A 20,190-nucleotide genomic window follows, 5' to 3' on the forward strand; every position below is an offset into this window, starting at 1 on the left:
CAGTGGAGCGGACAACGGGATTCGAACCCGCGACCTCCACCTTGGCAAGGTGGCGCTCTAGCCAGCTGAGCTATGTCCGCGTGCGGCACCGGGGGTGCCACATGAAAGAACCCCGCCGAGGCGGGGATCCTTTGGTGGGCGATACTGGGATCGAACCAGTGACCTCTTCCGTGTCAGGGAAGCGCGCTACCGCTGCGCCAATCGCCCATTGCTGGGTTGCAAGCCAACCGTACTGCGAGGTGGGGACGGGATTCGAACCCGCGTATACGGCTTTGCAGGCCGCTGCCTCGCCTCTCGGCCACCCCACCAGAACAGGTTGCCCTGTACCGGTTGGACCGGCGAGCCGGCCCTGGCTTGCGAGCGGACAACGGGATTCGAACCCGCGACCTCCACCTTGGCAAGGTGGCGCTCTAGCCAACTGAGCTATGTCCGCGTGATGGTCCCGGACCGTTCACTCGGCCTCTCGGCTTCGTTCCCGCTCCGTTCCAACGAGGTAAAACTCTATCGGACGTTCGCCGAAAGTTCCAAATCGGGGGTGGGTGGGCGTGTTCGCGGGGGGTGCAAGGGTGCCGAAAACCGCGCCATCCCGGGGAAGGGCCGGGCATCGCCGGGCGGCGGGGGCGCGGCGGAGGGGTCTGTTTGCGGTCCCCGGCGCCCTAAGTGTGACAGGGACCACGGCGGCGGGGGTCCGGTGGGCCGAACCGTCGGGGCCGCGTGCCAGAATCTTCGCCATGACCAGCCCAGCACTCGCCCACCAGACCGACTTCGGACGCATGTACTCCCGGCGCGTGGGGGGCCTGCCGGAGGTCCCCTCGATCACGACCGTGATCGGGCAGGCAAGTTCGGGCATGGACGGCTGGGTCGGCCACATGGCCGCGACCGCCGTCGTCAGCGACGGCCGGCTCCCGGAGGCGCTGGCCAGCCCCGCCAAGCTGAGGTCCGTCGCCCGCGACGCGTCCTCGGCGGCCGAGGCCTACCGGGACGCCGCCGCCGCGCGCGGCGACCGCGTGCACACCTACTGCGAACAGGTGGCCCTGCGCGCCCTGGGCAAGCCGCACCGCATGGGGGAGGCGCTCGATGCGCTCAAGGAGCGCGGCGAGTCGGCGTTCGCGGCCCGGTTCGACGAGTGGTGGGAGGCCTACGGCGTCGAGCCGCTCGCCGCCGAGGTCACCATCTGGAACCACACCGTCGGCTATGCGGGCACCCTGGACCTCGTCGCGCGGATCGGCGGGCGGCTGTGCGTCATCGACTACAAGACGAAGGGCACCACGCGGGACGGGCGCGCCAAGCCGCTGGACCCGAAGGTCGTCATGCAGCTCGCCGCCGGCTACAAGGCCGAGGAGGTCGTGGTCGACGCCGAGGCCGGGACCTGGGAACCCTGGGGGTTCGGAGAGGACCCCATGCTGCTCGCCGTGGCCATCGGCGAGACCGAGGCGGTGCCCATGATGGCGAACCCCGCCGTCCTGCCCGTGTACTGGCGGCGGTTCTGGGCGCTGCGCCAGGTCTGGGACGCGACCATGCGCAGCGCCGACGCCGGCGTCCCGCTGCGTCCCGTCCCGCCGCCGCCCGCCCGCGGCGCCGCGGGGCTGGACCAGGCGGCGGCCACCTCCTCCCCGTAGACTGGGGCCGCGCCCCGGACGACTCCCCGGTGCGCACCTTGAGACGCACAGCACATTGCCGGGCACCGGCGGGAGGAGCGAAACACACATGGCCGTCATGGCGATCCGCATCGTGGGGGACCCGGTCCTCCGCACCCCCGCCGACGAGGTGGTGGACTTCGACGACGCGCTCCGGCGGCTCGTGAGGGACATGGAGGAGACGATGGCCGACGTCGGCGGCGTGGGCCTGGCCGCCCCGCAGGTCGGGATCAGCCTGCGCGTCTTTACGTACGACATCGACGGGTCCCGCGGCCATGTGGTCAACCCCGTGCTGGAGACCGGGGACCAGCTGGACACCGGGGGCTCCGAAGGATGCCTCTCCGTCCCCGGCATGGGCTTCGCCACCCCCCGCGCCACGTGGGCGCGCGTCAGCGGCTCCGACGCGCACGGCCGTCCGGTCCGGGTCGAGGGCGAGGGCCTGCTCGCCCGGTGCCTCCAGCACGAGACCGACCACCTCAACGGACGGCTCTACGTCGACCGGCTCCGCGGCGAGGCCAAGCGCGAGGCGCTCCGCTCCATCCGCTCCGCCGGCTACGACCGCGTCGCCTCCTCCACCGTCACCCAGCGCTCCGCGAGCCTCGGGACCAGCTTCGGGGGCGCCCGATGAGGATCCTCTTCGCCGGCACGCCCGAGGTCGCGGTCCCCTCCCTCGACCGCCTCGCCACGGACGGATTCGAGATCGCCGCCGTCCTCACGCGCGAGGACGCCCCCGTCGGCCGCAAGCGCGTCCCCACCCCCTCCCCGGTGGCCCGCAGGGCCGGGGAACTCGGCCTCCACGTCATTAAGGCGAACCGCATCGACGGCGAGGCGACCGCGGCGATCCGCGCGGCCGCCCCCGACGCGGCCGCGATCGTCGCCTACGGCGGCCTCGTTCCGCCCGCGGCCCTCGACGTGCCCCGGCACGGCTGGATCAACCTCCACTTCTCCCTGCTTCCGGCCTGGCGCGGCGCGGCCCCGGTCCAGCACGCCGTCATCCATGGAGACGACATCACCGGCGCCGTCACGTTCCGCCTCGAGGAGGGCCTGGACACCGGCCCCGTCTTCGGAAGCCTGACCGAACCCGTCGGCCCCGACGACACGGCGGGGGACCTGCTGACGCGGCTCGCCCACAGCGGCTCGGTCCTGCTCTCCCAGACACTGGCCGGGCTCGGGGCGGGGCGGCTGGTCGCCGAGCCGCAGCGGGGCGAGCCGACCTACGCCCCCAAGCTGGGCCTCGCCGACGGGCGCATCGACTGGAGCCAGCCCGCTCTGGCGGTGCGCCGCCGCATCAACGGGACCACCCCGGAGCCCGGCGCCTGGACCACGTCCGGCGGCCAGCGAGTCAAGCTCGGCCCGCCCGCGGCGGACCCCAGCACCACCGACCTGGCCCCCGGCCAGGTGCGCACCGTGCCCGGCAAGCCGCCGCGGGTGCTCGTCGGCACCGGCTCGCACGCCCTCGAGCTGCGCCGGATCCAGCCCGCCGGGAAGAAGGAGATGGCCGCCGCCGACTGGGCGCGCGGCCTCGGCGGCGCGGAGGTGGTCTTCGAGTGAGTCCGGAGCAGGGGGGCGGGCGCGGGCCCCGCCGCAACGAGGCCGGCCGCGAGCGCAACCGCGGCGGGGCGGCCCCGCGGCGGTTCAGCCAGGCTGCGCCCTCGCAGCGCAAGCGCCGGGCCGACGCGGCCCGGCTGGCGGCCTTCGAGACCGTCCGTGCCGTCACGGGCGAGGACGCCTACGCGAACCTGGTGCTGCCCGGCCGGATCCGGGCCCACCGGCTCGACCGGCGCGACGCCGGCTTCGCCACCGAGCTCGCCTATGGGGCCCTGCGCGGCCAGGGCCTCTACGACGCCGTCCTGTCCCGCTGCGTCGACCGGCCGCTGGACCAGCTCGACCCGGCCGTGCTCGACGTGCTCCGGTTGGGCGCCCACCAGCTGCTCGCCATGCGCGTGCCCTCGCACGCGGCCCTGGACGAGACCGTCGCCCTGACCCGTGAACGGGTCGGCGCCGGCGCCTCCGGCCTGGTCAACGCCGTCCTGCGCAAGGTCGCCGCGCGCGACCTCGGCCAGTGGCAGGCCGAGCTGCTCGAGGGGGTGGAGGACGACGCCGCCCGCGACGCGCTCGTGCACAGCCACCCCGAGTGGGTCGTCCGGGCCCTGCGCCAGGCCCTCGCCGCCCACGGCCGCCCGGCCGCCGAGATCGAGGACCTGCTGGCCGCCGACAACCTGGCGCCCGTGGTCAACCTCGTCGCCCTGCCCGGGGCAGGCGACCTCGGCGAGGCCCTCGCCGCCGGCGCCGAGCCCGGGGCGCTCGTGCCCGGCTCCGCCACCTACGCCGCCGGGGACCCGGCGCGGCTCGAGTCGGTCCGGGCGGGCACGACCCGCGTCCAGGACGCCGGCTCCCAGCTCGTCGCCCGGGCCCTCGCCGCCGCGCCCCTGCAGGGCCGGGACACCGACTGGCTGGACCTGTGTGCTGGCCCCGGGGGCAAGGCCGCCCTGCTCGCGGCCCTCGTCGGCCAGCGCGGCGGGGAGCTGACCGCGAACGAGCCGGCCACCCACCGCGCCGACCTCGTCGAGCGGGCCCTCTCGGCCCTGCCGGAGGGGACCTGGTCGGTCGTCGAGGGCGACGGGCGCCGCTATGCCGGCGTCCCGGCCGACCAGCGCTTCGACCGGATCATGGTCGACGCCCCCTGCAGCGGGCTCGGCGCCCTCCGCCGCCGTCCCGAGTCCCGCTGGCGCAAGCGCCCCGACGACATCCCCGAGCTCGCGTCCCTCCAGGGCGAGCTGCTCGACGCGGCCCTCGCGGCGGTCCGGCCCGGCGGCGTGGTCGCATACGTCACCTGCTCGCCCCACCCGGCGGAGACCGTCGCCGTAGTCGAGGACGCCCTCCGCCGCCACCCCGGGGCGCGGCTGCTCGACGCCGGGGCCGCGGCCGCGGCGGCCAGCGTCGACGGCCGCGTCCCCGGGGCGGCGCGCCCCGCGGCCGGGGGGTCCACCGTGCAGCTGTGGCCGCACCTGCACGGCACCGACGCCATGTTCCTGGCCCTGCTGACCGTCGACGAAAGGCCCGCCCCGTGACCTGCCGCATCCACCCGAGCATCCTCTCCGCCGACTTCGCCAACCTCGAGGCCGAGCTGCGGCGCATCGACACCGCGGACGCCGTGCACGTGGACGTCATGGACAACCACTTCGTCCCCAACCTGACGCTCGGGCCGCCCGTCGTCCAGCGGATCGGCGAGGTCACCGCGCTGCCGCTGGACGTGCACCTGATGATCTCCGACGCTGACCGGTGGGCCCCCGGGTACGCGGACGCCGGCGCCGCGTCCGTGACCTTCCACGCCGAGGCCTCCGGCGCCCCGGTCCGCCTCGCCCGCGAGCTGCGCGCCCGCGGGTCCAAGGCGTCGATGGCGCTCAAGCCCGCGACCCCGGTCGAGCCCTACCTTGACCTGCTGCCCGAGCTGGACATGCTGCTGCTCATGACCGTCGAGCCGGGCTTCGGCGGGCAGGCGTTCCTCGACGTGGTGCTGCCCAAGATCCGGCGGGCCCGGGCCGCCATCGACGGCGCCGGCGTGCCGGTGGCCCTGCAGGTCGACGGCGGCATCACCCGCGAGACGATCGTCCGCGCGGCGGAGGCCGGTGCCGACGTGTTCGTCGCCGGCTCCGCCGTCTACGGCACGGACGACGCGGCCGCCGCCATCGGCGCGCTGCGCGACGCCGCGGGGCCACGTGACGCGATGTGACGCGCCCGACGCGCACGCGGGCCCGGCGGGGGAATGCCCCGGCGGGCCTTGTGCTTTAATCAACGAAACACTTCACGTGCTCCGGGGTCGGTGAAAGTCCGAACCGGCGGTCAAAGTCCGCGACCCGAGGCGCCGCAAGGCGCCGAGGTTGAACCGGTGGAATTCCGGTACCGACAGTTAAAGTCTGGATGGGAGAAGCACGTACACAGTAGGCCGGTGCCGACGCGCACCGGGCCGAACCGTCGTTACCCCCGGGGCCCGTGCGGCCGACAAGGAGGAACGATGGAAGACCAGCGGCGGCGAAGCCCCGCGGCCCCCACCGAGATCGAGGCCGGCGCCATGCGCCTGGCCCTCGACGCAGCGCGCCACGGGCACCGCGGCGCCAACCCGCTCGTGGGCGCCGCCGTCGTCGACGCCGAGGGCCGGGTCCTGGCCACGGGGCACCACGCCGGCGCCGGGACCCCCCACGCGGAGGCCGCCGCGCTGGCGGCGCTGGGCCCCGTCCCCGCCGACGAGGCGGCCCGACTCACGATGGTCGTCACGCTCGAGCCCTGCAACCACACCGGCCGCACCGGGCCGTGCGCCGGGGCGATCGAGGAGGCCGGCATCGGGCGCATCGTCTACGCCGCCTCCGACACCACCGACCGCGCCCGGGGCGGCGCCGCCCGCCTCCGCGCCGCCGGCCGCGACGTCGTCGGCGGCCTGCTGGAGGCCGAGTCGCTCGAGCTGAACCACCGCTGGTTCGCCGCGCGCGCCGCCGGGCGGCCCTTCACCAGCCTGCACCTGGCGCAGAGCCTCGACGGGCGGATCGCCGCCGCGGACGGGACCAGCCAGTGGATCACCGGGCCCGAGTCGCGGCAGCACAGCCACGGCGTGCGGGCCCGGGCGGAGGCGATCATCGCCGGCACCGGCACGATCCTCGCGGACGACCCCCGCCTGACCGCCCGCGGCCCGGAGGGGCCGCTCCACCGACAGCCGCTGCGTGTCGCCATGGGCACCCGCGACGTGCCGGCGGACGCCGCCGTCCGCGGCACCGACGGGCGCTTCCGGCACCTGCGCACCCACGACCCCGCCGAGGTCCTCGCCGCCCTCGCGGCCGAGGGCGTCGACCACGCGATGGTCGAGGGCGGCGCCTCCGTGGCCACCGCGTTCCTGGCCGCCGGGCTCGTCGACGAGGTCTGGCTCTACCAGGCGCCCCTGTTCCTCGGCGCCGGACGCGGCGCCGTCGGGGACCTCGGCATCGGCACGCTCGCCGCCGCACCGCGGTGGCGCGCCGACCCCGCCGGCGGCCCCGCCCACCAGCTCCTGGGCGGCGACGCCGTCCTCCACCTCGAGCCCGCACCCGCGGCAGAAACCAGGAAGTAGCCATGTTCACCGGAATCGTCAGCGGCCTCGGCCGCGTCGAGGGCCTCCGCCCCACCCCGGACGGCGCCGCCGCCGTCCTGACCGTCACCGCCCCCGGCCACGCGGCCGACCTCGGCCTGGGCGGGTCCCTGGCCGTGAACGGCGTGTGCCTGACCGCCATCTCCATCGACGGCGACGCCGTGGACCTGGACGTCATGGGCGAGACGCTCGACCTGACCACGACCGGGACGCTCGCCCCCGGCGACGAGGTCAACCTCGAGCGGTGCGTCCCCGCCGGCGGGCGGCTCGACGGCCACGTCGTCCAGGGCCACGTCGACGGGACCGGGTCGCTGCTCGAGCGGGTCCCCGAGGGCAACTGGGAGCGCCTGCGCTTCGCGCTGCCGCGGGACCTGGCCCGGTACGTCGCCCGCAAGGGATCGATCGCCATCGACGGCGTCTCCCTGACCGTCACCGCCGTGTCCGCCGCCGCCGACCCCGAGCAGTGGTTCGAGGTCGCGCTCATCCCCGCCACCCTCCGCGACACGGTCCTGGGCCGGCGCGCCGCCGGGGACCGCGTCAACCTCGAGGTGGACGTCATGGCCAAGTACGCCGAGCGGCTGGTGGCCTTCGGCGCGGGGGAGGGGACGGCATGAGCCTGCTGGACCCGGTCGCCGACGCCGTCGCCGCCATCGCCGCGGGCCGCCCCGTCGTGGTCGTCGACGACGAGGACCGCGAAAACGAGGGCGACATCATCTTCGCCGCGGAGTTCGCCACCCCCGAGCTCATGGGCTGGACGATCCGCCACTCCTCGGGCGTCATCTGCGTCCCGCTCACCGGCGAGCGGGCCGACGCGCTCGGCCTGCCGCCCATGGTGGAGGTCAACGAGGACGCCAAGGGCACGGCGTACACGATCTCCTGCGACGCCGCCGCCGGCACCACCACCGGCATCTCCGGCGCGGACCGCGCCACCACGGCCCGCGTCCTCGCCGACCCCCACGCCCGGCCGGCCGACATCAACCGGCCCGGCCACATGTTCCCGCTGCGCGCCGTCGACGCCGGCGTCCTGGCCCGCCGCGGGCACACGGAGGCGTCCGTCGACCTGTGCCGTCTGGCCGGGCTCGAGCCGGTCGGCGTCATCGCCGAGCTCACCCACGACGACGGCACCATGATGCGCCTGCCCGCCCTGCGTGAGTTCGCCGACCGGTGGGAGATCCCGCTCGTCAGCATCGAGGACCTCTCCGCCTACCTGGCGGGCGGCGGCCCGGAGCGCGCGACGGCGCCCGAGCCGGAGGCCGTCGTCGGCGGACCCGCCGTGGCGCTGCCGACCCCGTTCGGCACGTTCTCCGTGCGCGCCTGGACGGAGCGCGCCACCGGCGACGAGCACCTGACGCTGACCGCGCCGACGGCGCCGGCAGGCGCCCCACTGGTGCGCCTGCACTCCGAGTGCCTCACCGGCGACGTGTTCGGCTCCTACCGCTGCGACTGCGGCGAGCAGCTCCACGCGGCGCTGGCCGCCGTCGCCGCCGAGGGGGGAACGGTCGTCTACCTGCGCGGGCACGAGGGCCGCGGCATCGGGCTCGGCAACAAGATCCGCGCCTACGCGCTGCAGGACGGCGGGGCCGACACCGTGGAGGCCAACGAGCAGCTGGGCCTGCCCGTGGACGCGCGCCGCTACGACGCGGCCGCCGCGATCCTGCACAGCCTCGGCCAGGAGCGCGTCCGCCTGCTCACCAACAACCCCCGCAAGGAGGAGTGGCTGCGCCAGGGCGGCATCGACGTCGTCGAATCCGTGCCCAGCACCATCACGGCGCGCCCCGAGAACACGCGCTACCTGCGCACCAAGCGCGAGCGCCTGAACCACCGCATCGACCCGGCCGTCCTCGAGGCGGCCACCGCACAGCACCAGGAGGAGAACGCATGAGCGGCCACGGAGCCCCCACCACCCAGACCGAGACCCTCGCCGCGGCCGGCGCCGCCGGCCTGCGCGCCGTGATCGTGGCCGCCAGCTGGCACGAGCAGGTCATGGGCGGCCTGCTCGACGGGGCGCTGCGCGCCGCCGCCGAGGCCGGGATCAAGGCCCCGGAGGTCGTCCGGGTGCCGGGCACGTTCGAGCTGCCCGTCGCCGCGGCGCGGCTCGCGCACACGCACGACGCGGTCGTCGCCCTGGGCGTGGTCGTCCGCGGCGGCACGCCGCACTTCGAGTTCGTGTGCCAGGGCGCGACGGCGGGGCTCACGGACGTCTCCGTCCGCACGGGCACGCCCGTCGGGTTCGGGGTGCTGACGTGCGACACGGAGGATCAGGCGATCGACCGGGCCGGACTGCCCGGCTCGGCCGAGGACAAGGGTCACGAGGCGATGTCCGCGGCCCTGCTCACGGCCCTGGCGCTCGCGACCCGGTGAACGCGGCCTTCGTCACATTGCCGGGGTCCGGTGAGGGGGCCGCTGGGCCAGCCGCTACCCTTGGAGGCGTGAAAACCTTCGACTCCCTCTTCGCCGAACTGGCCGACAAGGCCGCGTCCCGCCCGGAGGGCTCCCGCACCGTCGCGGAGCTCGACTCGGGCGTCCACGGGATCGGCAAGAAGGTCGTCGAGGAGGCCGCCGAGGTGTGGATGGCCGCGGAGTACGAGTCCGACGAGGCCGCCGCCGAGGAGATCTCGCAGCTGCTGTACCACCTGCAGGTCCTCATGCTGGCCAAGGGGCTCACGCTCGAGGACGTGTACAAGCACCTGTAGCCGCCCGGCCGGCCCAGGGCCGGCGGGCGGCGCCGCCGCACCACTCCCCGAGCAGACACCCCGACAGAATCGAGCCCTTCATGCTGCGCGTCGCCGTCCCGAACAAGGGATCCCTCTCCGAGGTCGCCACCGCCATGCTCCGCGAGGCCGGCTACCTCCAGCGCCGCGACAACCGCGAGCTGGTCATCGTCGACCCCGACAACGACATCGAGTTCTTCTACCTGCGCCCCCGCGACATCGCCGTGTACGTCGGCCGCGGCATCCTGGACGTCGGCATCACCGGCCGCGACCTGTTCCTGGACGCCGAGGTCAACGGCGACGCCGAGGAGCTGCTGCCCCTGGGCGTCGGCTCCTCCACGTTCCGCTTCGCCGGCCCCGCCGGCACGTTCGACTCGGTCGCGCAGCTCAACGGCAAGCGCGTCGCCACGAGCTACGACGGGCTGCTACGCGGCTACCTGGCCGAGCACGGCATCGACGCGCAGACGGTGCGCCTGGACGGCGCCGTGGAGTCCTCCGTGCGCCTCGGCGTCGCGGACGCGATCGCCGACGTCGTCGAGACGGGCAACACGCTCAAGGCCGCCGGGATGGACATCTTCGGCGACCCGATCCTGCACTCCGAGGCCGTGCTCATCGGCCGGACCGGGGAGCACCCGGCCGGCCTGGAGGTCCTCAAGCGCCGCCTGACCGGCGTGCTCGTCGCCCGCCGGTACGTGATGCTCGACTACGACATCCGCCGCGAACTCGTCGACGAGGCCAGCCGCCTCACCCCGGGGCTGGAGTCGCCCACGGTCTCGCCGCTCCAGGACGGGGACTGGGTGGCCGTGCGCGCCATGGTGCGCAAGAGCCAGACCAACAACATCATGGACGAGCTGTACACGCTGGGTGCGCGGGCGATCCTCGTGACGAACATCCACGCCTGCCGCATCTAGGGCCTGCCGTGAGTGTCGCCATCCGTGTCATCCCCTGCCTCGACGTCGACGCCGGGCGCGTCGTCAAGGGCGTCAACTTCGAGGGCCTGCGCGACGCCGGGGACCCGGTCGAACTCGCCAAGCGGTACAACGCCGCGGGCGCCGACGAGATCACGTTCCTCGACGTCACCGCGTCCTCCGGCAACCGGGAGACGACGTTCGACGTCGTCGCCCGCACGGCCGAGGAGGTCTTCATCCCGCTGACCGTCGGCGGCGGCGTGCGCACGCCCGACGACGTGGACCGCCTGCTGCGCTCCGGCGCGGACAAGGCCTCCATCAACACGGCCGCCGTCGCCCGGCCCGAGGTGATCAGCGACATCACCTCGCGGTTTGGCTCCCAGGTGCTGGTGCTGTCCCTGGACGCGCGCCGCAGCGCCTCCCCGGGCCTGCCGTCCGGCTTCGAGGTCACGACCCACGGCGGGCGGACCGGGACGGGCATCGACGCCGTCGCCTGGGCCCGCGAGGCCGCCGAGCGCGGCGTGGGGGAGATCCTGCTGAACTCCATCGATGCCGACGGCACGAAGGAGGGCTTCGACCTGGAGATGATCCGGGCCGTGCGCGAGGCCGTGAGGGTTCCGCTCATCGCCTCCGGCGGGGCCGGGGCGCCCGAGCACTTCCCGCCGGCGATCCGCGCCGGTGCCGACGCGGTGCTCGCGGCCTCGATCTTCCACTTTGGCCCCGTCGACATGATCGGCCGGGTCAAGGAGGCGATCCGTCAGGACGGGCATGCCGTTCGCTGAGCCAGGCCGCCTCGAGCGTCTCATGGACGCCGCCTGGCCGGCGCTCGAGCGCGGCCGGGTCGATGGCTGGGACATCCGCTTCTCGGCGGGGGTGAGCCGGCGCGCCAACTCCGTGCTGCCGCTGGGGGAGCCCGACGACCTGGGCGCGGCCGTCGCGGAGGTCGAACGCCGCAGCGCCGCGCGCTGGCTCGAGCCCGCGTTCCAAATCAGCCCGGCCGTCCCGGAGGGCCTCGACGCGTTCCTCGGGGAGCGCGGCTACCGCATCGAGTCCCCGACGCTGGTGCAGACTGCCGGGGGCGCGGACCTGCACCGCTTCGCCGGCCCGCCCGACCCCCGCGTGTCCTTCGACGGAGCGCCCGACGACGAGTGGCTCGACGTCTACTGGGCGCAGGAGGGCCCGGGCGCCGCCGACGAGCGGGCGGTGTCCCGCGCCATCCTGCGCGCGTGCGAGGCCGTGTACGCGTCGCTTCGCGTCGACGGCCGCACCGTCGCGACGGCACGGCTCGCGCTGGCGGAGGGCTACGGCGGCCTGTACTGCGTCGCGACCCGCCCGGACGCCCGGCGCCGCGGGTACGGCAGCGCCGTCGTCCGCGCGCTGCTGGCCGAGGCCGATGCGCGCGGGCTCGACGGCGTCTGGCTGCAGGTGCGCGAGGCCAACACGCAGACGATCCTGCTCTACCACTCCCTGGGGTTCAGCACGACGAGCTCGTACCACTACCGCGTCGGGCGCCCGTAGGCGGGGGCGGCCGCGGCCGTGGAAGAGGGCGGCGCGCGGTCAGGCCGCTAGAACGGGCGGCGCGTCCCGGAGAGGTGGGAGATGGCCTCGTCGGAGCCCTCGAAGGTGACCAGCGCGTGGCCGGTCCGGCCGGTGGCGTGCAGCAGCAGCTCGCCCGGATCGCCGGTCACGGCGACGGAGTCGTCGGCGCGGCGCGCCACGTGGCGCACGCCGTCGGGCCGACGCAGGATCACGCCGACCCCGGCCCGGCGGTACATGGTCCCGGCCGAGCGGAGCAGCGCACCCCAGAGGTCCTCGGCGTATTCCTCGTCCAGGATCCGTGGCGCCCAACGGTCCCCGGCGCGGCGCACGTCTTCCGTGTGGACGAAGAACTCGACGAGGTTCGCCGCGCGCTCGACCGGCGGCAGGGCGAACGGGGAGAGCCGGTGCGGGCCCGAGCGGAACCGCTCGACCGTGGCGGCGTAGCCCTCCGGGGTCGCCGACTCGGCGGCCAGGCGCGCCAGCGAGCGGCGGTACCCCGCGGAGAGCGGACGCACGACCATCCCCACCACGAGCGGGGAGTGCTCGCGCAGGACCAAGTGGGCGGCCAGGTGGCGGGTCCGCCATCCCTCGCACAGCGTCGGCGCATCCGGCCCTGCCGCCAGCAGGACCTCGGCCAGAACCTCGCGTGAGGGCGGTACGAATCTCATCAATCCCGAAACTAGCACGGAGCCCCGGACCCCGGGGCGTGTGTCGGATCGTGACGGTGCCCGGCCGGTAGACTGGCCGCGATGCCCGAGAACCAGAACCCACCAGCGCCCGCGCCGGACGCCGCCGAGAAGCTCGACCCGGCCCTCGCGGCGCGCCTGAAGAAGACCCCCGACGGACTGGTCGCCGCCGTCGTCCAGCAGCACGACACCGGCGAGGTGCTCATGCTCGGCTGGATGGACGAGGAGGCCCTGCGCCGCACGCTCACGACCGGCCGGGCGACCTACTGGTCCCGGTCCCGGAGCGAATACTGGCGCAAGGGCGATACGTCCGGGCACATCCAACTCGTCCGCGGCGTGGCCCTGGACTGCGACGGCGACGCCCTCCTCGTGCGCGTCGACCAGGTCGGTCCGGCGTGCCACACCGGCACGCGCACCTGCTTCGACGGCCGCGACCTGCCCGCCGTCACCGACGCCACCGGCTAGACCCCGGTGCCCCAGACCGCGGCGTCCGCACCCCGGGCGCCCTAGACCCCGGCCCGTCGGAACCGCCGCACCGCGGCCGGACCCGCCCGGCGCCCCGACCACGAAAGCACGCCATGCAGCCCCTCGGGACCACCAGCCCCACCCTCGAAGAGTTCCGCACGCTCGCCGCGTCCCGCCGCGTCATCCCGGTCTCCCGCCGCGTGCTCGCCGACTCCCTGACGCCCGTCGCCATCTACCAGCGCCTGGCCGGGGGGCGCCCCGGCACGTTCCTCATGGAGAGCGCGGCGGCCGGCGGCGTCTGGAGCCGCTACTCGTTCATCGGGTGCGGCTCGCCAGCCACGCTGACCTCGCGCGACGGCGAGGCCTTCTGGGTCGGCCACCCGCCGGCCGGCGTCCCGACCGGGGGGAGCCCGGTCGACGTCCTGCGGGACACGGTCGCCATGCTGCGCACCGAGCCGCTGGCCGGGCTGCCCCCGTTCACCTCCGGCATGGTCGGCTTCGTCGGGTGGGAGGCCGTCCGCCACTGGGAGCGCCTGCCGCACCCGCCCCAGGACGACCTGGGCTTGCCCGAGCTGGCCATGAACCTCGTCGCGGACATGGCGGTGCACGACAACACGGACGGGACCGTCACGCTCATCGCCAACGCGATCAACCAGGACGGCGCGGACACCGGCGTCGACGGGGCGTACGAGCACGCCGTCCAGCGCCTCGACGCGATGCTCGACAAGCTGCAGGAGGCCGCCGTCGCCCCGGCCGCGGTCTTCCACGGCGCCGACGTCGACCGGAACGTGCTGATGCGGGCCGTGACCCACAGCTGGGACGAGGACTCGTACCGGCGGGCCATCCTCCGCGGCAAGGAGGCGATCGTCGACGGCGAGGTGTTCCAGGTCGTCGTCTCGCGCCGGTTCGAGCTCGAGACCCAGGCCCGGCCGCTGGACGTCTACCGGATCCTGCGCACCACGAACCCGAGCCCGTACATGTACCTGTTCACGTTCGAGGACGCCCACGGCGCGCCCTACTCCATCGTCGGCTCCTCGCCCGAGGCGCTCGTCACCGTCAACGACCGCCACGTCGTCACGCACCCGATCGCCGGGTCCCGCCCCCGCGGGGCCACGTACGAGGAGGACCTGCTCCACGAGAAGGACCTCCTCGAGGACGAGAAGGAGAAGGCCGAGCACCTGATGCTGGTCGACCTGGCCCGCAACGACCTCTCCAAGGTCTGCGAGCCCGGCACGGTCGAGGTCACCCAGTTCATGGAGGTCGAGCGCTTCAGCCACATCATGCACCTGGTCTCCAACGTCGTCGGCCGGCTGGCCGCGGACGCCACCAGCTACGACGCCCTCGCCGCGACGTTCCCGGCCGGCACGCTCTCCGGCGCGCCGAAGCCCCGGGCCCTGCAGCTGCTGGACGAGTACGAACCGCACCGCCGCGGCGTGTACGGCGGCGTGGTGGGCTACCTGGACTTCGCCGGGGACATGGACCTGGCGATCGCGATCCGCTCCGCGCTGCTGAAGAACGGCCGCGCGTACGTGCAGGCCGGCGGCGGGATCGTCGCCGACTCGCAGCTCGACGCGGAGGCGTTGGAGAGCGTGAACAAGTGCGCCGCCCCGCTGCGCGCCGTCTGGGCCGCCGGCACCCTGGCCCCGGCCACGGGCACGGGGGAGGACGCCTAGTGGCGGCCCGCGCCGGACGCCGCCCCACCCGCCGGGCCACGATCCTCGCCGCGGTGGCCGGCGCCGTGGCCGCCCTCGCGTGCACGACACGCACCTGGATCACCGTGGTTCCCGCCGCCGGCAACCCGGTGTCGGGGACCATCGAGGTCGCCGGGTCCGACGCCGCCACCGCCGTCGCGGCCCTCGCCGTCGTCGCCCTGGCCGCGGGCGTCGCCGCGGCGATCGCCGGCCGCGTCGCGCGCTGGGTGATCGCCGTGCTGCTCGCCGCCGCCGGCGTCGGGATCGCCGCGTCCGCGCTGGCCGTCCTGGCCGACCCGGTGGGCGCCGCCGCGACCGCCGTGGGCGCCGCCGCCGGCATGCCGCGCGTCGACGGGACCTACGACACCGCCGCGTGGCCGTGGGTCGCCGCCGCCGCCGGCGCCTGGATCGCCGCCACCGCCGTCGTCCTCGCCGTCGCCGGGCGGGGCTGGGCCGCGAGCCGCAAGTACGACGGCGGCGCCGCGGAGGCCGGAACGCCCGCCCGGGACGGTTCGATCGACGAGATCGACGGTTGGGACCGGCTCTCCCGTGGCGAGGACCCCACCGACTGACGGCCCCCCGGGGGGACCGGCGGCGCGCGCCGCCGGGCCCCCGCCGCGCGGCGTCACCATGGCGCGTCCGCCGCCAAAAGAATGGCAGAATGGACAGCAGTTCCGCCCGGGCCGCGGCCCGGAATCGCCACCAGAGGAGTAGAGACGCGATGTCCACCACCGTGAAGACCCCGCAGGGTATCGATCCGATGCACGCCGAGCCCGTGGGGCACGGCAACAGCGTCGCCGCGTGGTCGGCCGTGGGCATCATGCTCGTGGGTTGCCTGGTCGCCTGCGTCGGCTTCGCGCTGGCCAGCACGCTCTGGTTCGCCATCGGGTCCGTCGTCATCCTCGGGGGCCTCGTCGTCGGCGCCCTGCTGCGCAAGGCCGGCTACGGCGTCGGCGGCAGCAAGTCCAAGGACAACGGCCACCACTAGCGTGACGGTTCTCGACGACATCATCGCCGGGGTCCGCGAGGACCTCGAGGAGCGCCGCCGGGCCGTGCCCGACGCCGAGATCCGCCGCCTCGCCGCCGCCGCCCCGGCCGCCCGGGACGCCTACGCAGCGCTCGGCGGCGCGGCGGCCGGGACGCCGCGGGACGGCACGCTGCGCGTCATCGCGGAAGTCAAGCGCAAGAGCCCGTCGAAGGGGGCCCTGGCCGACATCCCCGAGCCCGCCACGCTGGCGGCCCGGTACCGCGACGGTGGCGCCTCCGTGGTCTCCGTCCTCACCGAGCAGCGCCGCTTCGGCGGCTCCCTGACCGACTTCGACGCCGTGCGCGCCGCCGTCGACCTGCCCCTGCTGCGCAAGGACTTCACGGTCGACGACTACCAGATCCACGAGGCCCGCGCGCACGGGGCCGACCTGGTGCTGCTCATCGTCGCCGCGCTCGACGACGCCGAACTCGCCTCGATGCTCGCGCTGACCCACGAGCTGGGCATGAACGCCCTCGTCGAGACGCACACCGAGGAGGAGGTGGCGCGGGCCGTCGCCGCCGGCGCGCGGATCATCGGCGTCAACGTCCGCAACCTCAAGACCCTCGACGTCGACCGCTCCACGTTCGCCCGGCTCGCCGGGGGGATCCCGGCGGAGGCCGTCGTCGTGGCCGAGTCCGGGGTCCGCGACGCGGACGACGTCGCCGAGTACGGGCGCCACGGGGCCGACGCGATCCTCGTCGGCGAGGCCCTCGTGCGCCACAACACGCCCGAGGAGTCCGTGCGGGCGTTCATCGAGGCCGGCACCGCGGCCCGCCGCGCCTGACGCACGCCGCCGCGGCCCAGGCCGCGGCGGTCCCGCGCAGACGCCCCCCGCCCACCGCAGAACAGGACGGCACCACATGACCGAGAACCCCACGCCCGGCGCCGCGGACTCCGCGGCCGACGCGTTCCTGGCCGGCGGCGCGAGCCTGCGCCACGCGCCCGGCCCCTACTTCGGCGCCTACGGCGGCCGCTGGATGCCCGAGTCGCTCATCGCGGCGCTCGACGAGCTGCAGGCGACCTTCGAGGCGGCGAAGAACGACCCGGCCTTCCGGGCCGAGGTCGAGGACCTGAACCGGAACTACTCCGGCCGGCCCTCCCTGCTCACCGAGGCGAAGCGATTCTCGGCCCACGCCGGGGGCGTGCGGGTGTTCCTCAAGCGCGAGGACCTGAACCACACGGGCAGCCACAAGATCAACAACGTGCTCGGCCAGGCCCTGCTCGCCAAGCGCATGGGCAAGACCCGCGTCATCGCGGAGACCGGCGCCGGCCAGCACGGCGTCGCCAGCGCCACCGCCGCGGCCCTGCTCGGCCTCGAGTGCGTCGTCTACATGGGCGAGGAGGACTGCCGCCGGCAGGCGCTCAACGTGGCCCGCATGAAGCTGCTCGGCGCGGAGGTCGTCCCCGTCACGGCCGGGTCCCGGACGCTCAAGGACGCCATCAACGAGGCGCTGCGCGACTGGGTCACGAACGTCGCCACGACGCACTACCTGCTCGGCACCGCGGCCGGGGCGCACCCGTTCCCGTCCATGGTCCGCTACTTCCACGAGGTCATCGGCGAGGAGGCCCGCGCCCAGATCCTCGAGCAGGCCGGACGCCTGCCCGACGCGGTGTGCGCGTGCATCGGCGGCGGCTCCAACGCGATCGGGATCTTCCACGGGTTCCTGGACGACGCCGGCGTCGAGCTCTACGGCTTCGAGGCCGGCGGCGAGGGCGTCGACACCCCTCGCCACGCCGCCACCATCACGCTGGGCCGGCCCGGCGTCCTCCACGGCGCCCGCAGCTACCTCATGCAGGACGAGGACGGGCAGACCATCGAGTCCCACTCGATCTCGGCCGGCCTGGACTACCCGGGCGTCGGCCCGGAGCACGCCCACCTGCACGACATCGGGCGCGTGAACTACGAGCCGGTCACCGACGCCGAGGCCATGGAGGCGTTCAGCCTGCTGTGCCGCACCGAGGGCATCATCCCGGCGATCGAGTCCGCGCACGCCCTGGCCGGCGCCATCAAGGTCGGCCGCCGCAAGGTCGAGGCCGGGGCCGACCCGGCGGAGACCGTCGTCGTCGTCAGCCTCTCCGGCCGCGGCGACAAGGACGTGGGCACCGCCGCGGAGTGGTTCGACATCATCGAGAACGCCGAGGGGCAGGAGTAGTGGCCGTGGACGCAACCGAGGTCCAGAGCAAGTCGGGCGCCGCCATCGAGCGGGCCCGGGCGGAGGGGCGCCCCGCGCTCGTGTGCTACCTGCCGGCCGGCTACCCGGACGCCCAGGCCACCATCGACGCCGCCGTCGCCATGGCGGAGAACGGCGCGGACGTCATCGAGGTCGGCATCCCGTACTCCGACCCCGTGATGGACGGCTCCGTCATCCAGGCCGCGACCGTCGAGGCGCTCGCGAACGGGTTCCGCGTCGCCCAGGTCTTCGACATCGTCGCCGGGATCACGGCGCGCTGCGATGCGGCCGTGCTCGTGATGACGTACTGGAACCCCGTGATGCGCCTGGGCGTCGACGAGTTCGCCCGCCGCCTCGCCGAGGCCGGCGGCGCCGGGCTCATCACCCCCGACCTCATCCCGGACGAGGCGGACGAGTGGCTCGCCGCGTCCGACAAGTACGGGCTGGACCGCGTGTTCCTCGTGGCGCCCAGCTCCACGCCGGAGCGGATGCGCGCCACGGTCGAGGCGAGCCGCGGCTTCGTGTACTGCGTCTCGATCATGGGCGTCACCGGCGCCCGCGCCAACGTCGCGACGACGGCGCAGGCCGTCGTCGACGCCGCCCACGACGCCGGCGCCCCGCGCGCCTGCGTCGGGCTCGGCGTCTCCACCCGCGGCCACGTCGAGGAGATCGGGGCGTACGCGGACGGGGTCATCGTGGGCACCGCGCTGGTCGCGGCGCTGCGCGACGGCGGCGTCCCCGCCGTCGCCCGCCTCACCGCCGACCTGAGCGGCCGGGGGGACACCGCGTGATGGCGCTGCCGGCCTCCATCCCGAGCCCGCCGGCGGAGTGGGCCTCCTTCCCGATCGGCCCGCTGACCATCCACGCGTACGCGTTGTGCATCCTCGCCGGCATCGTCGTCGCCATGTGGTTGACGGCGCGCCGCTGGAAGGCCAAGGGCGGGCCCGACGGCCTCGTCTGGGACATCTGCATCTGGGCCATCCCCTTCGGCATCATCGGCGGGCGGCTCTACCACATCTTCTCCTCGCCGGACGCCTACTTCGGGCCCGGGTTCGACGGGACCGGCGACCTGTCCCTGACGTGGCAGATCTGGCGCGGCGGGCTCGGCATCTGGGGCGCCGTGGCCCTCGGCGCCGTCGGCGCGTGGATCGCCTGCCGGCGCTACGGCGTGCGGCTGACCTCCTTCGCGGACGCGGCGGCCCCCGGGGTCCTGCTGGCCCAGGCGATCGGCCGCTGGGGGAACTGGTTCAACCAGGAGCTGTTCGGCGGGCCCACGACGCTGCCCTGGGGCCTGGAGATCGACCCCGCCCATCCGAACTTCCCGGCCGGCGCCGAACCCGGGACGCTGTTCCACCCGACGTTCCTCTACGAGTCCCTCTGGAACCTCGCCGGCGTGGCGATCCTGCTGCTGCTCGACCGGCGCTTCCGGTTCCGCCGCGGCACCATGTTCTGGCTCTACGTCGCCTACTACACGCTGGGCCGGGTCTGGATCGAGGCCCTGCGCATCGACGAGGCGGAGCTCGTGACGTTCTTCGGCATCACGGAGCGCCTCAACGTGTGGACCAGCATCCTGCTGCTCGGCGTGGCCATCGGCGCGTTCGTGTTCCTGCTCCTGCGCTACCGCGGGACCCCCGATCCCGGCGTCGCCCTGCCGGGGCGGACGCCCCGCACGGTCGAGGCACCCACCCGGGAACGGAAGGCGAAGAAGGCGACCACCCCGGGCACGGGCGGCGGCAAGCACGCGGCGTCCGGCGACGGAGGGAACCCCGCCGCCGACGGCAAGCACGCCGACGCGCCGAAGCCCGCCGGGGAGGCCAAGCACCGCTCCGACGGCTGAGCCTCCCGACCCGTAGACGCCCAGCGCCCCCGCTCCGACCGAGCGGGGGCGCTTCGCGTTGGCCCGCACCGCGACGTGCCCCGGCGGGCGGATGGGGGCGGTGTCCGCGAATGTTACGGCGAGTGCGTGACGGGCGCCACGGGGCGGCGGAGGCGCGTGTCACGCACGTTTCCGGATGTTAAAACCTCGTTACGGATTGCCGTCCTGCCGGTTTCGGCGTTCTGACCGGTGCTAGGCTCTCAACACCCGCTTCCGTGCCGCCGTCCGTCAACCACACGGCCGCCCGGGGGAGCCGCCCCGCAGGGGGCCGGCCACGACGTCGTGGGGTACCGATGAGGCGGCCCGCCTACCCCGCGGGCCAGTCACCGGCCGCCCGAGACGCCCAGCGCCAGGCGGCCGATC

General features: G+C 74.8%; 22 protein-coding genes, 4 tRNA genes and 1 riboswitch. Of the genes, 21 read left to right on the forward strand and 5 right to left on the reverse strand.

Annotated features, from left to right (window positions below):
* Nucleotides 1-3: 3 nt before the first annotated feature.
* From AC1Q5D_RS14560 to AC1Q5D_RS14575, 4 genes are all read right to left on the reverse strand, one after another.
* Nucleotides 4-80: transfer RNA gene (locus AC1Q5D_RS14560), tRNA-Gly, on the reverse strand.
* Between the two features lie 52 nt (nt 81-132).
* Nucleotides 133-207, reverse strand: a tRNA-Val gene (locus tag AC1Q5D_RS14565).
* Between the two features lie 30 nt (nt 208-237).
* Nucleotides 238-308, reverse strand: a tRNA-Cys gene (locus tag AC1Q5D_RS14570).
* Nucleotides 309-359: 51 nt separating this feature from the next.
* A tRNA-Gly gene (locus tag AC1Q5D_RS14575) sits at nt 360-433 on the reverse strand.
* Nucleotides 434-731: 298 nt separating this feature from the next.
* Here AC1Q5D_RS14575 and AC1Q5D_RS14580 point away from each other — a divergent pair.
* The 13 genes from AC1Q5D_RS14580 to AC1Q5D_RS14640 all read left to right on the forward strand — a co-directional run bounded on the left by AC1Q5D_RS14580 (nt 732) and on the right by AC1Q5D_RS14640 (nt 11,890).
* Nucleotides 732-1,619 (forward strand): PD-(D/E)XK nuclease family protein, encoded by an 888-nt coding sequence (locus AC1Q5D_RS14580; protein WP_481739185.1) that lies wholly within the window; start codon nt 732-734, stop codon nt 1,617-1,619.
* A gap of 88 nt (nt 1,620-1,707) precedes the next feature.
* Nucleotides 1,708-2,265 carry a peptide deformylase gene (def, locus tag AC1Q5D_RS14585; protein ID WP_481739186.1) on the forward strand — a complete coding sequence of 186 codons (558 nt, stop codon included), beginning with the start codon at nt 1,708-1,710 and terminating at the stop codon, nt 2,263-2,265.
* A complete protein-coding gene (gene fmt, locus AC1Q5D_RS14590; protein WP_481739187.1) occupies nt 2,262-3,188 on the forward strand; it encodes a methionyl-tRNA formyltransferase in 927 nt (308 codons plus the stop codon). Before def ends, fmt begins: the two co-directional genes overlap by 4 nt.
* Nucleotides 3,185-4,708 (forward strand): RsmB/NOP family class I SAM-dependent RNA methyltransferase, encoded by a 1,524-nt coding sequence (locus AC1Q5D_RS14595; protein WP_481739188.1) that lies wholly within the window; start codon nt 3,185-3,187, stop codon nt 4,706-4,708. The genes fmt and AC1Q5D_RS14595 overlap by 4 nt, the downstream gene beginning before the upstream one ends.
* Nucleotides 4,705-5,370, forward strand: a complete 666-nt coding sequence (gene rpe, locus AC1Q5D_RS14600; RefSeq protein WP_481739189.1) for a ribulose-phosphate 3-epimerase — start codon at nt 4,705-4,707, stop codon at nt 5,368-5,370. Before AC1Q5D_RS14595 ends, rpe begins: the two co-directional genes overlap by 4 nt.
* A gap of 72 nt (nt 5,371-5,442) precedes the next feature.
* Nucleotides 5,443-5,575, forward strand: a riboswitch (FMN riboswitch).
* Nucleotides 5,576-5,652: 77 nt separating this feature from the next.
* Entirely contained in the window at nt 5,653-6,735 is a 1,083-nt protein-coding gene (gene ribD / locus AC1Q5D_RS14605; protein WP_481739190.1) for a bifunctional diaminohydroxyphosphoribosylaminopyrimidine deaminase/5-amino-6-(5-phosphoribosylamino)uracil reductase RibD, read from the forward strand.
* A gap of 2 nt (nt 6,736-6,737) precedes the next feature.
* Nucleotides 6,738-7,367 (forward strand): riboflavin synthase, encoded by a 630-nt coding sequence (locus AC1Q5D_RS14610; protein ID WP_481739191.1) that lies wholly within the window; start codon nt 6,738-6,740, stop codon nt 7,365-7,367.
* Nucleotides 7,364-8,635 (forward strand): 3,4-dihydroxy-2-butanone-4-phosphate synthase, encoded by a 1,272-nt coding sequence (gene ribB / locus AC1Q5D_RS14615; protein WP_481739192.1) that lies wholly within the window; start codon nt 7,364-7,366, stop codon nt 8,633-8,635. The genes AC1Q5D_RS14610 and ribB overlap by 4 nt, the downstream gene beginning before the upstream one ends.
* The gene (ribH, locus tag AC1Q5D_RS14620) at nt 8,632-9,114 is read left to right on the forward strand and encodes a 6,7-dimethyl-8-ribityllumazine synthase (RefSeq protein ID WP_481739193.1); all 483 of its coding nucleotides are present in this window, start codon (nt 8,632-8,634) and stop codon (nt 9,112-9,114) included. The genes ribB and ribH overlap by 4 nt, the downstream gene beginning before the upstream one ends.
* A gap of 68 nt (nt 9,115-9,182) precedes the next feature.
* A complete protein-coding gene (locus AC1Q5D_RS14625; RefSeq protein WP_481739194.1) occupies nt 9,183-9,446 on the forward strand; it encodes a phosphoribosyl-ATP diphosphatase in 264 nt (87 codons plus the stop codon).
* An 80-nt stretch (nt 9,447-9,526) separates the two neighbouring features.
* Nucleotides 9,527-10,375, forward strand: coding sequence for an ATP phosphoribosyltransferase (gene hisG, locus AC1Q5D_RS14630; RefSeq protein WP_481739195.1), 849 nt, complete (start codon nt 9,527-9,529; stop codon nt 10,373-10,375).
* 8 nt (nt 10,376-10,383) lie between these two features.
* Nucleotides 10,384-11,154, forward strand: coding sequence for an imidazole glycerol phosphate synthase subunit HisF (gene hisF, locus AC1Q5D_RS14635; protein WP_481739196.1), 771 nt, complete (start codon nt 10,384-10,386; stop codon nt 11,152-11,154).
* Entirely contained in the window at nt 11,141-11,890 is a 750-nt protein-coding gene (locus tag AC1Q5D_RS14640) for a GNAT family N-acetyltransferase (RefSeq protein ID WP_481739197.1), read from the forward strand. The genes hisF and AC1Q5D_RS14640 overlap by 14 nt, the downstream gene beginning before the upstream one ends.
* A 47-nt stretch (nt 11,891-11,937) precedes the next feature.
* On the opposite strand, the gene AC1Q5D_RS14645 is transcribed toward AC1Q5D_RS14640, so the two are convergent.
* Nucleotides 11,938-12,579 carry a TIGR03085 family metal-binding protein gene (locus AC1Q5D_RS14645; RefSeq protein ID WP_481739198.1) on the reverse strand — a complete coding sequence of 214 codons (642 nt, stop codon included), beginning with the start codon at nt 12,577-12,579 and terminating at the stop codon, nt 11,938-11,940.
* 81 nt (nt 12,580-12,660) lie between these two features.
* Here AC1Q5D_RS14645 and hisI point away from each other — a divergent pair, with 81 nt between their 5' ends.
* The 8 genes from hisI to lgt all read left to right on the forward strand — a co-directional run bounded on the left by hisI (nt 12,661) and on the right by lgt (nt 19,788).
* Nucleotides 12,661-13,062: a phosphoribosyl-AMP cyclohydrolase gene (gene hisI / locus AC1Q5D_RS14650; RefSeq protein WP_481739199.1), complete on the forward strand. Its 402-nt coding sequence runs from the start codon at nt 12,661-12,663 to the stop codon at nt 13,060-13,062.
* 113 nt (nt 13,063-13,175) lie between these two features.
* Nucleotides 13,176-14,735: an anthranilate synthase component I gene (locus AC1Q5D_RS14655; protein ID WP_481739200.1), complete on the forward strand. Its 1,560-nt coding sequence runs from the start codon at nt 13,176-13,178 to the stop codon at nt 14,733-14,735.
* Nucleotides 14,735-15,325 carry a Trp biosynthesis-associated membrane protein gene (locus AC1Q5D_RS14660; protein ID WP_481739201.1) on the forward strand — a complete coding sequence of 197 codons (591 nt, stop codon included), beginning with the start codon at nt 14,735-14,737 and terminating at the stop codon, nt 15,323-15,325. Before AC1Q5D_RS14655 ends, AC1Q5D_RS14660 begins: the two co-directional genes overlap by 1 nt.
* 149 nt (nt 15,326-15,474) lie before the next feature.
* Nucleotides 15,475-15,741: an HGxxPAAW family protein gene (locus AC1Q5D_RS14665; protein WP_481739202.1), complete on the forward strand. Its 267-nt coding sequence runs from the start codon at nt 15,475-15,477 to the stop codon at nt 15,739-15,741.
* 1 nt (nt 15,742) lies between these two features.
* On the forward strand, nt 15,743-16,564 hold the full coding sequence (gene trpC, locus AC1Q5D_RS14670; protein ID WP_481739203.1) for an indole-3-glycerol phosphate synthase TrpC: 822 nt from the start codon (nt 15,743-15,745) through the stop codon (nt 16,562-16,564).
* 76 nt (nt 16,565-16,640) lie between these two features.
* Nucleotides 16,641-17,933 carry a tryptophan synthase subunit beta gene (trpB, locus tag AC1Q5D_RS14675; protein ID WP_481739204.1) on the forward strand — a complete coding sequence of 431 codons (1,293 nt, stop codon included), beginning with the start codon at nt 16,641-16,643 and terminating at the stop codon, nt 17,931-17,933.
* A gap of 5 nt (nt 17,934-17,938) precedes the next feature.
* On the forward strand, nt 17,939-18,742 hold the full coding sequence (gene trpA / locus AC1Q5D_RS14680) for a tryptophan synthase subunit alpha (RefSeq protein WP_481739205.1): 804 nt from the start codon (nt 17,939-17,941) through the stop codon (nt 18,740-18,742).
* Nucleotides 18,742-19,788 (forward strand): prolipoprotein diacylglyceryl transferase, encoded by a 1,047-nt coding sequence (gene lgt, locus AC1Q5D_RS14685; RefSeq protein ID WP_481739206.1) that lies wholly within the window; start codon nt 18,742-18,744, stop codon nt 19,786-19,788. The genes trpA and lgt overlap by 1 nt, the downstream gene beginning before the upstream one ends.
* The last annotated feature ends 402 nt before the right edge of the window (nt 19,789-20,190 follow it).

Source organism: Arthrobacter paludis (genome assembly GCF_056782315.1).